The sequence below is a fragment of the Culturomica sp. genome (genome assembly GCF_003524185.1).
GTDB classification, from domain to species: Bacteria; Bacteroidota; Bacteroidia; order Bacteroidales; family Marinifilaceae; genus Culturomica; species Culturomica massiliensis.
This window is the reverse complement of sequence record NZ_DOED01000031.1, coordinates 50,262-65,079: the sequence shown is the minus strand read 5'-3', so window position 1 is coordinate 65,079 and position 14,818 is coordinate 50,262. Positions and strand designations below refer to the sequence as shown.

Below are 14,818 nucleotides of genomic sequence, written 5' to 3'. Positions count from 1 at the left end.
CCTTTTCATATACGGAATGTACAGATGATACTTTGGAAATGCTGAAGGCTTCTTTTTTGATTCAGCAAGTCCGGGATAAAGAGTTGGTTTGAGGGCATACAGCAGATCGAAGCAAACGGAGGAGACCATTGTACGGTATTACAATTTCTCAACCGGACGATCGAAATGCCCGGTGAGAAGTATAGATAATACCCATTCGCTATAAATTTAATCTTTTTATGATGGAATATTTCAATAAAGAAACTGCGGAACAATTGACTCTGGTGGCTGTTTTTAAAGCCAAACCGGGTAAAAGGGATGTCCTGAGACAAGCTTTGATATCTTTGATCGATAAGACCCGGGCTGAAGAAGGATCGGTGAGTTATCATCTTTATGAAGACCGTGAAGATGCGGATCGTTTTATTTTCCATGAAATTTGGGCCAATGAGACTCTGTGGAAGAAGCATATGCAGAGTGAACATATCGTTCATTTACTGGCTGCTGCCGATGAACTGTTCGCCGAAGAACCGGTTATTCAGCGTTGGCAGCGTTCTGTGGCTCCGAATCCGGTGATCGAGCCCGATTCGTTGGTTTTGTTTGCCTATAACCGCTCGTTACCGGGAGTAGAAAAAAAGTGGCAAAAGATACTGGAAGACTTGATTGCTCCGACTCTGGCGGAGAAAGGGGCTTTACATTATGAATTGCATATCAGCAAGGAAGACCCGTTGGATTTTATGTTTCACGAAACCTGGAAAACAGTCGGGACCTGGAACGACCACATGGTTGCTCCTCATTTGACCGCTTTACTGGAGATTATCAATGATTATACGGTGAACGGTATTACGGTTATCAAAACCAGACCGATAGCCTGATTTCAGAGGTTTTTATTTATATATTGTATGCAACCTTTGATAGGTATCAGTACGAATTTCCGGACGGTGGATGGAGGTAAATTCATCGGTATGGAACAGGTATATGTCAATAAGGACTATATCGAAGCGGTTGAAAAGTCCGGAGGAATTCCTCTGCTTTTACCCCCGGTATCCGGTTTGGAGGCTATACAGGAATATGTCCGCTTGTGTCATGGGTTTATTCTTTCGGGTGGCGGGGATATTAATCCGCTTCTGTACGGATGTACGCCGCATCCTAAACTGGAAGCTGTCAATACCGGGCTTGATCAGCTGCAATTGTTACTTGTGTCGGAGATATTGAAGACGGATAAGCCTTTATTAGCGATTTGCCGCGGGGCTCAATTGTTGAATGTCGCTTTGGGAGGTACTTTGTACCAGGACATGAGCGAGGTGCCGTTTCCGGTCATGTTGCATAGTCAGATTGCTCCCCGGGGCGATCGGTTTCATGCTGTTGCCCTGACGGAAGATTCTATCCCCGGTAGTTTGTTCGGACATCAGTTGTGGGTGAACAGTTTTCATCATCAATCTATTAAAGAGTTGGGAAAAGGATTGCGGGTAGTTGCCGTTGCTTCTGACGGTATCGTCGAGGCTGTGCAATCGGATGAAAAATCTTTCGTATTGGGCATACAATGGCATCCGGAAATGATGTTGGTTGCTTCTGGTGAAATGTTACCTTTATTTTGTAAGTTTATAGATTCCTGTAAATGATATCTACTTCGGGCGGAGCCCGGGGCGTTGAATGAAAAAGGGGGCAGTTTCTATTATGCCCCCTTTGCTTTTCTGATTTTTGTAATTTCAGATTAACTTTTCCAATTTGTCGATACTTTCATGAATGGTAGAGTCCGGTAGTTCGTAGTTGACGAGATTGCCGGCATTGTATTGGTCGTACGCTGCCATGTCAATCAGGCCGTGGCCGGAGAGATTGAAAAGTATCGTTTTCCTTACCCCTTCTTCTTTGGCTTTTAAAGCTTCACGGATAGTGGATGCAATGGCATGACAGGATTCCGGTGCGGGAATGATGCCTTCTGCCTGGGCAAAGAGTGTTCCTGCCTTGAAAGATTCCAATTGCGGAATGTCTACGGCTTCCATGTATCCGTCTTCTTTCAGTTGGCTGACGATGGTTCCGGCTCCGTGATACCGTAATCCGCCTGCATGAATGTTGGCAGGTGCAAAGTCATGGCCGAGGGTGAACATCGGCAACAGGGGGGTATATCCGGCTTCATCCCCGAAATCGTATTGGAGTATACCCCGGGTGAGTTTGGGACAGGAAGCCGGTTCTGCTGCGATAAAGCGGGTTTGACGTCCTTCCAGAATGGTGTGCCGCATAAAAGGAAAAGAGATGCCGGAGAAATTAGAACCTCCGCCGAAGCATCCGATGACAATATCCGGGTATTCGCCGGCCATTTCCATCTGTTTTTCGGCTTCCAGTCCGATGACAGTCTGGTGGAGCGATACATGGTTGAGTACACTTCCCAGGGTGTATTTACAGTTCGGGGTTTGTGTCGCCAGTTCGATGGCTTCCGAGATTGCTGTTCCCAGACTTCCCTGGTGATAAGGATGTTCGGTCAGTATCTGTCTTCCTGCTTTGGTGGACATGCTCGGGGAGGCTATTACCTGTGCGCCGAAAGTTTGCATGATGGAACGGCGGTAAGGTTTTTGCTCGTAGCTGATTTTTACCATGTATACAGCCAGTTCCAGGCCGAATGCTTTGGCTGCATAAGATAGGGCAGCCCCCCATTGACCGGCTCCGGTTTCTGTTGTAATATTCGTAATACCTTCTTGTTTACAGTAGTAGGCTTGTGCCAATGCCGAGTTCAGTTTGTGAGAGCCTACGGGACTAACGCTTTCGTTTTTGAAATAGATGTGAGCCGGAGTATCCAGTGCTTTTTCCAGGCCATAAGCGCGAACGAGGGGGGTACACCGATATTTTTTGTACTCTTCGCGAACAGCTTCCGGTATTTCGATAAAGGCATCGGTCTGGTTCATCTCCTGATCGGATACGGCTTTGGCGAAAATCGGGTAAAGATCTTCGGCTTTCATCGGTTGTTTGGTTCCGGGGTGTAAAATCGGGCGTGGTTTGTTTTTCATATCTGCCACGATATTATACCATGTTGTAGGAATTTCGCTTTCTGTTAAGATAAATCTTTTGTTTTTTGTGTCCATAATTCTGTGATTTTAATGTTTCTATTGTTTTTGTGTAAAAATTCGGATAAATAAAAAACCGCAGGCGGATTACCTGCGGTCTTTAGACTATTTAATTAAATACAATAGCTACGCCCATCCACCTGTTTTGACAAATGAATTACGCCACCACCATATATTTAACATCTGTTTCATGCTTTTTTTCTGAAATGTGGAAGCAAAGCAAGTGAAAAACTTTGAAAACTCAAAATAATTTTAGGTCTTTTTTCTTCGGAGGCTGCTAATAATGGCGGACAGAATAGCAAATCCGGCTCCGAAAGTCAAAGAAATCCGCATTCCGTTTGTAGGGAAAACGGCAAACATAATGGCTGCTGCCGCTGCTCCTATGGTTTGTCCTAAGAGCCTGGCCATGCCCAGCATACCGCTGGCTCCTCCACTGCGGTTAGGGGGAGCCGAGGCGATGATAGTACTGTTGTTGGGTGTTAAGAAAGTTCCGAAACCAATGCCTCCCAATACCATCCGCCATATAATGTCGAAGTTGGTGGGATGATCCGGGATGTTTCCCAGCAGAAAGAGGGCTGCACCGAAAATGGCGAGACCGATGCCTCCCAATAGCCCTGCATTCATACGACTCATGAGCCGGCCTGCCAATGGAGCGGAAATCATAGTGGCAATGGGCCAGGGTGTCAGTAAAAGTCCGGTTTCCACTTCATTGAGGTGTAATATCCGTTGAAAGAAGAAAGGTACGGATACCAGAGCCAGCATTTGAGCGATGAAAGCAACGACGGAAGTGACGACTGAAAGCGAGAATGTCCGGTTTTTCATGAGATCGACCGGAAGCAGGGGAAACGGATGATGCAATTGTCTCCGGATGAAGAAGTATCCGAAAGAGAGCATAACTAGAATTCCGGGAATCAGGATATACAGACGGATATCGTGAGCGAATCCGTCAATGCATGAAATCAGGAGGCCGAAAGTCAATGCGTTGAGAATGGCACTCGGAACGTCGAAACGTTGTCCTTCGACTTTTACCGGATTGTGGGGTAAAAACTTGGCACTTAGAATAAAGGCCGTCAATCCGATAGGGACGTTAATGGCAAATAGCCAGGGCCAGGGTGCTACCGAGAGGATTCCTGCTGCAACGGTCGGGCCGGCTGCGGCAGCAACGGCGATGATGAGGGCGTTGGTACCCATTCCCCGGGGAAGAAGCCGGCTCGGATAAATGATGCGCAATAAGGCCGTATTTACGCTGGTGATGGCTGCAGCACCGAATCCTTGCAGGCCACGGGCAAGGACGAGTGTCCAGAAAGAGTCGGACAGGGCGCAGATCAGTGAAGTGATGCTGAATAGTAACAGGCCGCCGACGTATACTTTTTTATATCCCCAGAGGTCGCCCAATGAAGAGAAAGCCAATAAGGAAATTGTAACCGCTAGTTGAAAGGCATTGACCACCCATATCGAACTGGCCGGGTTCACATTCAGGTCCTGGGCGATGGTCGGCAGAGCTACATTGGCAATGGCACCGTCCAGTACGGCGACAGAGATACCGATGGCAATTGCTGTCATCGCCCATTTACGTTGGGGCTTGGGGAGTCCGTCAGGTATTTGTGTGGTTACCATAAATGCTGATAGGGATATTTTGAATTACAGTTGATTCATGTGTTTATTCCGGGACAGGTACAGTTTGCATTTCTTTGATTGTATACTGTATGTCACAAACAGTACGTTGTAGCCGGGGATATATGTGAGTAAGGAGATAGTGGTAATTGTGGGATTGCCGGAGTGCGCTAATCCGTTGTATATCGTTACGGTTGCTCCGGATGATGGAAAGAACGGTCGTTTTGTCGGAAAGATTTGATTTTTCAACTGCTGCTGCCAGGCCTTGCCAATCGTAAGGAACTGTTTTGAATTCAATTTTCATGTCCGGAAATCCCAAATCGTGGATGAAATTGAGTACTCTTTTATTGGCTAACCGTTGGTTGTAAGCATAGGAACCGTCAGGAGAACAATAGCTGGTAATGACGATTTGCTCTATTTTATAATCCGGATTGTTTGAAATCTGTTGTAGGAAATTGTTCATTTTTTTCAATTGAGAGGAATTGTCCGAGAACTCCGGACGCAGATAAGATACATTTGCCGGGTATAAAAAACGGAAATCGGTATTTTTCTCTATGGAGACTTCTTTTTTTACATATTTGACTTTTACCGGACCGGGGCCTAAAGGCAAATAAACGACTCCTTCAGCCAGTATTTGAGTGAAAGTCTGTTCGCTTTTCCGGCTTTGTAACACACTGGTTGCGGTCAAACGGGCCTGCGGCATCCAGAGTTGAAAAGGAACATCTTCATTGATCTTGATCTGCATAGCTTTTCTTGTATATTGAATTTTCCGTGCTTTAGCGAGGGCTGTCTGATCTTCTTCCGGTAATTGAGTCCGGCTGTCTTTTTCCCGGAATTTTTCTCCGGTGATTACAAGGGGTTGAAGCAAATATTCGTGTTCAGGCGTTGTAAAACGGGGAATATAGATTAAACGTTGTTTGTCCCCGATAAATCCCTGAGGAATATTCAATGTATATTCGACGTGAATTGTATAGGGATCGGTTTTTTGATTGACGAATAATTCCAGTTTTTCCGGAATAGCCGTAAATTTTAGACTATCACTGGAATATCCGTACCATGCTATGGATAGAAAAATGCATAGAATTATAAATGTCCGTTTCATATCTTTTTTTCAGATATAAACGGGAAATAAAAAAAAAGGTTAATTTTATTTTGTCAGTTCTACAATATCTTCCGGAAACCGGGTTATTTTTTCTAATCCGTTTTCTGTGACCAAGAATGTATTTTCGATTCCTACGGCTCCGGTTCCCGGAATGACGAATTTAGGCTCCAATGCGAATGTCATGCCGGGGGACAGTATTTCCACAGATCGCGGAGTCAATACCGGCGGTTCATTGATTTGTAATCCGACACCGTGGCCTACGAATTTGGCTTTTTGCCGGGTTCCCATAAAATTTGCCGAGAGACCGGCTTGGACAGCAATTTCTTCTGCTATTTTATATATTTGGCTACAGGGGGTTCCGGGGCGGGCCATACCGATTATTTTCTCTTGTATCTGCCGGGATGTTTCATGGGCCTTATAAGCTTTTTCCGGTAGTTTGCCGATGGCATATACCCGGGTCATGTCTGTTTGATAAGCCGTGTAGTTTCCGGACATATCGATCATGACAGAAGTCCCCGGAGTTAAAAGCGTTCCGTTGGCTCCCAGAGGTGAAGAGGGATGTATACCTGCTCCTCCGAGCGCAAAGTCGAAAGGAGAAGGCATTTCTGCATTTTCTCCGGCCAAAAGACTCCCCATAAAGATTTCCATGTTGTTCCCGAATGCCCTGAAAAAACCGACCGAGCCGTTTTTTCGCATCCGGTATTCAATTTCGTATTGTAATTCCAAATCAGTCATGCCCGGTCGGTAGCATTCGGGGATCTGACTGTATGTCAAAGCATGGGCTTTTGCCGTTATCCGCATTTGTCCGATTTCCCATGGTGTTTTGATGGTTCTCAATTCCCGGAGCAAACGGGTGGCATTACTTGTTATCCGGGGATTGAAGATGTGTTGAAGCCGTATATATTCGGTATAACTTAACTCATCGGCTTCCAGCAGGAGATGTTCCGGCAGGGGTATACCGGCGGCTTTGAATAAGTCCGGCAGTTGTTCGGGTTTTCGGATATTGTGGATATTTTTACCGGAAAAATCGTTCGGACGTTTGACAAAAAAGTGAGGTTCTCCTTCTGCCGGCATATAAAAATAGCCGTTATATACACAACCGCAGAGGTAGTACAGGTTGATATTTGTACTTACTAAACAGCCGTCTGCTTTTGCATTTCGTATGGCTTTCTGAAGTCGTTCCTGTTTCAGTTGCAGGTCCTGTTGCTGTGTATTTCTCATGTTGTTGCGTTTTAGTATGCTCCGATTTCAGCCAACGTTGCAATTTTCGGATCATTTTCTGTATGATTGGATAGAATATCTATCGAAAATGCTTCTACGTTTTCGGGTTGTGGAAAATCAATTTCTTGGAAGTGTTCGGCTTTGAGGGTGTATAACCCGATCTTTTTCCATTTTCCTTTTGTACGGATACGAATAAGGATTTCTTTTATCGCTCCGTGTAAATTATTTCGTTGCGTAAAGGTTAGACCCCGGATTTTTTGTGTTTTGTCCAGCGTAATGGTCAGGTTGTGCGGAAAATCTTTTTTATAAGGAAACCAGGATGAATGCCAAAAGGTTTGGATATTTCCATCTAAAATATTTGAAACTGGAGAGTCGGGTTGCATATCTGATGCCGTTACAGACCATTTTGATTTATTTAGTTCTGTTTTTTTGATAAAATGAAAATCTGCCGGGGAGTTTTTGTTGAAAGGAACTGTGATGTAATATGTGGAGCCATTGGTGCAAAGAAAAATAATTCTGATTTGAAAATCCGCTCCTGCAAAGTTAAAAAGTTCGTTTTTCGGAATACGGAAAGCGAGGCTGTCTTGTTGCTGTGGTTTTACAAAGAATGATTCTGCATCGTAGTCCGTGTTTACTTCCCCGTAGGGTGCATTGTCGTAATAAATATTGATGCCGTTAAACGGAAGCGGTATATTGAATCCGCTACGAATATCTATGGTATGTTCCTTGAATTCGATGTGTAAGTTCCGGATGACAGGGCCCGCCGTATCCGGTTGGGAATAAAAGTCTTGCTTAACGGAAGAAAATACCTGACAATTGTTGAGAATCCCACAACTGGCTTTTGTCAGGAAGGTCGGTTTTATACTTAATGTGTAGTTACCGTTCCCCATGAGGGCTGTACCGTGACTTTGCCGCGTGGATACTGTTTCGCTGTTGTGGGGTAAATTCAGGCCATGCCCGAGTTCATGGGCCATGCCGCCCAACCATTTGGCTAACAGCGGATCTCCCAGGTGTTTTAAATCAAAATATTTATAATCCAAGGCAAAACAAATTTTACCCAGTCCGTAAAAAGGAACCCCGCCCGGATTTGTATCTTCCGTGATGGTCGGCATAAAAACAAGAGTATGTTCGCTGCTTTTTTCTTCCGGGTGTTCTGCGAACCAGGCGTCGATTTCCCGGACCGCTTTCCATCCACCTCCTTCATATGGGTAATAGTCTGCATTCTGCTGTGCCGGAATGACTGATATCTTTACTTTCCCGTCGGAATCTTTTCGAAGTCCGAAGGTTTTATCTCCGAAACCGTTATTTTTCATCCCTTGGCGGTAGAAATCCTGTGTATAAAGCAGGATATCGCTTAACCGTTGCCGGTAGTTTTCTATCGGTAGTTTGTCTTTGGGTAAAAAATATACGATGTTCAAGGCGTAAGCAGGTTGGTATTCTTTTTTTGCGGTTTTGCAACCATACCCCAATAAGGGTAATAATATGAGAATGTAAAGGGGCTTCAGATACGGTCTTTTCATGGTCTTTTAGTTTGGCGGGCAAAGTTATAAATTTAAACCAAAAGTAGGGAAATGGCGGGGGAATGTCTGTAATTTATGTACCTTTGTTAAGGTATCAAAAGAAAGACTGAATGGAAAAATTAATCTGTAATGCCCGGATACTGACGATGAATGCCGGCATGGATGTTATTGCTGACGGATATATCCGGATTAAAGACGGAAAGATTGAGGCTATCGGCCCGATGGAAGAATGTCATGTAGAGAATTTTCCGGGAGAAATAAAGGATGTTCGAGGCATGTTGGTAATGCCGGGATTTGTGAATACACATACACATGTGCCGATGACGATGTTGCGGGGATACGCAGACGATTTGCCTTTGCATACCTGGTTGACGGAACATATTTTTCCGGCGGAAGCCAGATTGGTGACGCCTGAAAATGTAAGGATCGCTACCCGTTTGGCTTTTGTGGAAATGATCAAGTCGGGAACGACTTGTTTTAACGATATGTATTTTTTTGAGAATGTGATTGCGGACGAGGCTAGAAAGGCTGGAATACGGGGTGTTATGAACGAGTCGGTTATCGATTTCCCGACTTCCAGCTTTAAGTCCGTAGATGAGGGACTGGCAATATCCGAGAAACTGATTCGGGAATGGCAGGGAGATCCTCTTATTCATCCTTCTGTTACGGTGCATGCTCCCTATACCTGTTCGAAAGAAACTTTACAGAAAGCTAAATGTCTGGCCGATCGTTATGCTACTTTGCTGCAAATTCATGTTGCGGAGACCCGGAAAGAAGTCGAAGATATTACTGCCCGTACCGGAATGCCTCCTGCCGAATACTTGTATTCGATCGGCCTGCTCGACCGGAACGTTATTGCTGCGCATTGTGTATGGTTGAATGCCCGTGAGGTGCGACTGATGGCAGAATGCGGAACTTCTATCGGCCATTGTCCGAAAAGTAATTTGAAGCTGGCCAGTGGAATTGCCGATACGGATACTTATTTGAAGGCAGGTATAACGGTCGGTATCGGTACCGACGGTACGGCCAGTAACAATACGTTGGATATGGTGGAAGAAATGCGTTTTGCAGCTTTACTTCCTAAAGCCATGCATTATGACCCGGAAGCAGTAAATGCTGCGCAGGCTTTACGAATGGCAACTATAAACGGAGCCCGGGCATTGGGTTTGGAGGATGTAACCGGTTCTTTGGAAGTCGGAAAAAGTGCCGACCTGATAACGGTGAATATAGCTGCCAGTAATATGATACCGGTATATAACGATTACTCGGCTGTCGTTTATGCCATGAACAGTAAAAATATTCGTTCTTCCATGGTACATGGAGAATGGATCATGTTGGACCGTGTCGTTCTGCGTATTGATAAAGACGAGGCTATCGAAGATTTAAAAAATATTATTGTAAAAAATAACAAATAAACCTTAATTTTGTCTCATAAATGATTAAGCTGCATAGGCAGTTTTTTAGCTAAATCTTATAAATAAATCAGTTATGAGAAAATTAATAATCGTTTGTTTGGTGTTGAATACGGTGTGTTTGTCTCTTCGGGGAGAAGAGACTGTCAAAAAAGATTCCAGTTGGTCCCTCTCCGGAATGTCGGCTTTGACTTTATCGCAGGTCAGTCTCAGCAATTGGTCGGCGGGAGGTGAGGACGCTATCGGTTTTAATGTACAGTTTGCATACAATGCAGACTATAAAAAAGCAAAACATCTTTGGCAAAATCGTCTGGAGCTGGCTTACGGGTTGAACCGGACAGAAACAGACGGATCGAAAAAGACGAATGATAAAATTTATATTTCTTCAACCTATGGTTATGGGCTGACAAAAAGTTTGTATGTCAGCAGTATGGTGAGTTTTAATTCGCAGTTTGCAAAAGGTTATGACTATAAGCCGGACCCGAGAGTATTGATTTCCCGCTTTATGGCACCCGGTTATTTGATGGGAGGTCTTGGTCTGACCTGGAATCCGAAGGTTTATTTTACGGCAACTTTATCGGCGATATCGTGGAGAGGAACGTTTGTTACCAGCGATGTGCTTTCTGAACAAGGAGCTTATGGAGTAAAGCCCGGAGAGCATTTGTTCTCGGAGATGGGAGGTAATTTGAAGCTAGAGGTAAATTATGAATTCATGAAAAATATGACAATTTATTCCCGGGTTGATTTTTTCTCAAATTATCTGGAAGATACAAAAAATGTGGATGTCCGTTGGGATGTGTTGTTAAATATGAAAGTGAATAAATGGTTCTCTGCCAATATTTCCACAAATATGATTTATGATAACGATACGAAAATCGTACAAAAAGACGGTTCCAAGGGACCACGCCTCCAGTTCAAGGAGGTTTTGGGTGTCGGTTTTCAAGTGAATTTCTAAGATTCGACCGGTATTTTTACCGAAATATTTCGGGGGATAGCGTATCTATTCTGAATTTTTTTACACAGTCGTTTTTAAATTCAATTAAATAGCGTAGTTTTGTATCGTTATTTGGTCTGTAAGTCGTAGAGATTTTGATGGTTAGCGATTGTCGGACTTTATTTATAAAAGTAATGGATATGGAAAAACAGAATTACGGAGGATTGGATAATGAATTTACAAGCTACAAAGATGCTAAAATTGTAGTGTTGCCTGTTCCTTATGACGGTACCAGTACCTGGCTGAAGGGTGCTGATAAGGGGCCGGACGCTATTTTGGAAGCTTCTGCTAACATGGAATTGTATGATATTGAAACGGATTCGGAAGTTTATACGCAGGGAATAGCTACTCTGGACCCGGTAACCGAGTCCTCTTCTCCGGAAGCCATGTCGGATGCCGTCGAAATGCAGGTGGATACCCTTCTGAAAGATAAGAAATTTCCGGTTTTGTTGGGTGGGGAACATTCTGTCAGTATCGGTTCTATCCGTGCTTTTGCCAAGCATTATGAAGATTTTTCGGTGTTACAACTGGATGCACATTCGGATATGCGTGACTCATACGAAGGGTCCGATCACAATCATGCCTGTATTATGGCACGCGCTAAAGAAATGGCGTCTGTGGCTCAGGTGGGAATCCGCAGTTCCTGTATTGAAGAAAAACACAACATCGATCCGGACCGGATTTTTTATGCACATGAAATTAAAGAGTCTTCGAACTGGATGTACGATGTATCTGAAAAGTTGAGTGATAATGTTTATGTGACGATAGACCTGGATGTTTTTGATCCGGCGTACATGCCTTCGACCGGTACGCCTGAACCGGACGGTTTGACCTATCGGGAAGTGATGAATTTTTTGAAACTGATCAATGAACGTCACAATATCATCGGTCTGGATGTTGTGGAATTGTGTCCGAATGAAACGAATAAAGCCCCGGATTTTCTGGCATCTAAATTGATTTATCAGATTTTGAGTATGAAATTCAATAATCGATGATCTGTAAATCCAGTCTCATCCGGAAGGGGTGACGTTGTTGCCGGATGCTATACATTAATCTGATTGAGTCAGTAAGGTCCTCATATCTGTACCTTACATTGTTTAAATATAAAAATGGAAAAGAAAGATTTATTAAAAGACACGATTAAGCACATCGACATTAAGTCTTACGACTCAACCCAGTTGATTGACGCTATGCGCGATATGTCATTCACCTCCCGCGATACGGCCCGTGCTGCCGATATCCTGATGAAAATGGTGAAGGAAAAAGAGTGTACTAATATTCTTACCATTGCCGGTAGTACGAGTGCAGCCGGATGTATGCAGGTTTATGTGGATATGGTCCGCAACAAGATGATAGATGTTGTGGTGGCTACCGGAGCTTCCATCATCGATATGGATTTGTTTGAAGCTTTGGGCTTTAAGCACTACAAGGGACATCAGGATGTTCCTGACATGCAGTTGAGAGATTTGTATATCGACCGTATCTACGATACATTTATCGATGAAGAAGAATTGCAGGTTTGCGATCATACGACCTATGAGATTGCTAATAATTTAGAGCCGCGTCCGTATTCTTCCCGTGAGTTTATATGGGAAATCGGTAAATGGCTGACCAAACATTCCAAGAAAAAGAATAGCCTGATTCAGACATGCTACGAATGCGGAGTGCCCATTTTCTGTCCGGCATTTTCAGATTGCAGTGCCGGTTTCGGTATCGGCAAACACCAATGGGAACATCCGGATAAACATTTGTCGATCGATTCTGTAAAAGATTTTATCGAATTGACGATGATTAAAATGAATGCCCCGACAACCGGTTTGTTTATGATCGGTGGCGGTACGCCGAAAAATTTTGCTCAGGATACAGTTGTATGTGCTGAAATTTTAGGTCACGAAGTACCGATGCACAAATATGCCGTACAGATTACGGTAGCAGATGTGCGTGACGGAGCCTGTTCTTCTTCTACTTTGAAAGAAGCTTGTTCCTGGGGTAAGGTAGACGTAACTTACGAACAGATGGTATATGCAGAAGGTACGACGGTTATTCCGCTGATCGCCAGTTATGTATATCACAGTAACGCCTGGAAAGACCGGGAATATAAAAACTGGGCGAAGTTGTACGAGAAGAAATGATGAAAAAGGGCTTTATAAAGCCCTTTTTTGTTTGTGTATATGAGTTAATTCTGTGGTTTATATTATTGTGTGATGTTTGTATTGTTAGTCAATTATAAAAAAACTCTTCGGGATGTGGAGGAAAATCTGGACGCGCACAGGGCGTATTTGGATAAATATTATGTTCTTCGTAAATTTATTTTCTCAGGAAGGAGAAACCCGCGTACCGGAGGTTGTATTCTTTGTAATGCGGTTAGTGAGGCAGAAGTGAATGAAATCATAAAAGAGGATCCTTTTTATTATAAAGGGATAGCCGATTATCAGGTGATAGATGTTACATTGACCAAATATGCCGAAGGATTTGAAAAATTTCTTTAAGGTAGTTTATATTGTTTAACCGTAATAACCAGATTTATGAAAAGCGGGATATGTTTTTTATTGCCGGTATTTTGTGGATTCGTATTTGTGACCCGGGTGACCGGGAATCGTTTACCGGATGAAATGATTTCCGGGATGAACGGAATAAGACAAACCGTCGATATGCCTGCGGATTTGTTTGTTGCTGATACTTTTCGGATGCCTAACATAAAGATAGAGGTGAAAAAGGATGCGCAGGGGCGCACGGTGATAGATACGGCTCAATTTAAGCAAGCTGCACGGACGTATAAAGCTCAGTATGAACAACAGCTCTCTGCTTTTTTCGTCGGGAAGCCATTTCCGGATTTTGCTTTGCCGGATCCTTCGGGAAAAGTCTGGAAAAATTCAGATCTGAAAGGGAAGGTGACATTGATCAATACCTGGAAAATCTCTTGCAAACCTTGTAAAAAGGAGATGCCGGCTTTAAATGAATTGATGAAAAACTATCCCGATTACCAGTTTTGGGCTATTTCTCCCAATACTTCCCGGGAAATAAAAGAGATTGTAGAAAATACACCTTTTCATTTTACGCAGTTGACGGAAGGAAAACAGTTTTTAGATGACAATCACCTTACGGCATTTCCTGTCGATTTAATCATCGATAAAAAGGGAATTGTGCGTTTCGTTTTGTATGGGGGAGATGCAGAAACGCATAAGCGTTTGAAAGATGCGTTAGACCGGATGAATGCGGAATAATGCACTTTTGTTTACGGCAGATTTTTTTGCCAGGATAATTTTTATAAACTTTGTAGAAATACAAAATTTGAAACGATGGTAACTTATGCTATTATTGCCATTACGGTTGTGGTATCTTTCCTGTGCTTCAATAACCGGCAGTTGTTTGAGAAATTGGCGCTTAATCCTTACCGGGTTGTCCACGCTCACGAATGGTACCGTGTTATTACGCATGGCTTCGTGCATGCCGACGGAACACATCTCTTCGTGAATATGTTTACATATTGGTCATTCGGTACTTATATTGAGAAGGTATTTGAGGTCGCAGATTGGGGAACGGGATATTATCTGTTGCTTTACTTCGGTGCGATGGTGATAGCATCCGTTCCGGATTTGATACGCTATCGCAATGCTTCCTGGTATCGTTCTATCGGGGCGTCGGGTGCTGTTTCGGCCATTTTGTTTACCTCCATATTCCTGAATCCGTGGGATAAGATACTATTGTTTGCGGTAATACCTGTTCCGGGAATTCTTTTCGGGGTGGTTTATCTGATTTATTGTCAGTATATGGCTAAGCGGGGTGGGGACAACATCAATCATAATGCCCACTTTTACGGAGCCGTTTACGGCTTTATCTTTCCGCTTTTTATGAACCCCGGGTTGTTTTCTGTTTTTTTAAATCATTTCCAGAGATAAAAATATCATATCGTTTTTTTT

Annotated in this window: 14 protein-coding genes; 9 read left to right on the top strand and 5 right to left on the bottom strand. The window is 43.6% G+C overall.

Annotated elements, in window-relative coordinates; translation table 11 throughout:
* The first annotated feature begins 218 nt into the window (after positions 1-218).
* Positions 219-851: a putative quinol monooxygenase gene (locus tag DD657_RS10505; protein ID WP_021987808.1), complete on the top strand. Its 633-nt coding sequence runs from the start codon at positions 219-221 to the stop codon at positions 849-851.
* Between the two features lie 27 nt (positions 852-878).
* Positions 879-1,598, top strand: a complete 720-nt coding sequence (locus tag DD657_RS10500) for a gamma-glutamyl-gamma-aminobutyrate hydrolase family protein (RefSeq protein ID WP_068691449.1) — start codon at positions 879-881, stop codon at positions 1,596-1,598.
* 87 nt (positions 1,599-1,685) lie between these two features.
* Here the strand turns inward: DD657_RS10500 and DD657_RS10495 are convergent, their stop codons facing one another.
* From DD657_RS10495 to DD657_RS10475, 5 genes are all read right to left on the bottom strand, one after another.
* Positions 1,686-3,053 (bottom strand): TrpB-like pyridoxal phosphate-dependent enzyme, encoded by a 1,368-nt coding sequence (locus tag DD657_RS10495; protein WP_021987810.1) that lies wholly within the window; start codon positions 3,051-3,053, stop codon positions 1,686-1,688.
* Positions 3,054-3,287: 234 nt separating this feature from the next.
* Positions 3,288-4,652, bottom strand: a complete 1,365-nt coding sequence (locus DD657_RS10490) for an MFS transporter (protein WP_021987811.1) — start codon at positions 4,650-4,652, stop codon at positions 3,288-3,290.
* Between the two features lie 43 nt (positions 4,653-4,695).
* Positions 4,696-5,751, bottom strand: coding sequence for an OmpA family protein (locus DD657_RS10485; protein ID WP_021987812.1), 1,056 nt, complete (start codon positions 5,749-5,751; stop codon positions 4,696-4,698).
* A gap of 45 nt (positions 5,752-5,796) precedes the next feature.
* Complete coding sequence (locus DD657_RS10480) at positions 5,797-6,972, bottom strand: M24 family metallopeptidase (RefSeq protein ID WP_021987813.1); 1,176 nt, start codon at positions 6,970-6,972, stop codon at positions 5,797-5,799.
* Positions 6,973-6,983: 11 nt separating this feature from the next.
* Positions 6,984-8,492, bottom strand: a complete 1,509-nt coding sequence (locus DD657_RS10475; protein ID WP_068691455.1) for a discoidin domain-containing protein — start codon at positions 8,490-8,492, stop codon at positions 6,984-6,986.
* A 110-nt stretch (positions 8,493-8,602) separates the two neighbouring features.
* Here DD657_RS10475 and DD657_RS10470 point away from each other — a divergent pair, with 110 nt between their 5' ends.
* The 7 genes from DD657_RS10470 to DD657_RS10440 all read left to right on the top strand — a co-directional run bounded on the left by DD657_RS10470 (position 8,603) and on the right by DD657_RS10440 (position 14,797).
* The gene (locus tag DD657_RS10470; RefSeq protein ID WP_287049830.1) at positions 8,603-9,907 is read left to right on the top strand and encodes an amidohydrolase family protein; all 1,305 of its coding nucleotides are present in this window, start codon (positions 8,603-8,605) and stop codon (positions 9,905-9,907) included.
* Positions 9,908-9,980: 73 nt separating this feature from the next.
* Positions 9,981-10,859: a DUF3078 domain-containing protein gene (locus tag DD657_RS10465; RefSeq protein WP_021987816.1), complete on the top strand. Its 879-nt coding sequence runs from the start codon at positions 9,981-9,983 to the stop codon at positions 10,857-10,859.
* Positions 10,860-11,038: 179 nt separating this feature from the next.
* Positions 11,039-11,893 carry an agmatinase gene (gene speB / locus DD657_RS10460; RefSeq protein ID WP_021987817.1) on the top strand — a complete coding sequence of 285 codons (855 nt, stop codon included), beginning with the start codon at positions 11,039-11,041 and terminating at the stop codon, positions 11,891-11,893.
* A 114-nt stretch (positions 11,894-12,007) separates the two neighbouring features.
* Entirely contained in the window at positions 12,008-13,030 is a 1,023-nt protein-coding gene (locus DD657_RS10455; protein ID WP_287049828.1) for a 1,9-bis(guanidino)-5-aza-nonane synthase, read from the top strand.
* Between the two features lie 72 nt (positions 13,031-13,102).
* On the top strand, positions 13,103-13,387 hold the full coding sequence (locus tag DD657_RS10450; RefSeq protein WP_287049827.1) for a YciI family protein: 285 nt from the start codon (positions 13,103-13,105) through the stop codon (positions 13,385-13,387).
* Positions 13,388-13,423: 36 nt separating this feature from the next.
* Positions 13,424-14,122 (top strand): peroxiredoxin family protein, encoded by a 699-nt coding sequence (locus DD657_RS10445; protein WP_118773715.1) that lies wholly within the window; start codon positions 13,424-13,426, stop codon positions 14,120-14,122.
* A gap of 75 nt (positions 14,123-14,197) precedes the next feature.
* A complete protein-coding gene (locus DD657_RS10440; protein WP_021987821.1) occupies positions 14,198-14,797 on the top strand; it encodes a rhomboid family intramembrane serine protease in 600 nt (199 codons plus the stop codon).
* Positions 14,798-14,818: the final 21 nt, after the last annotated feature.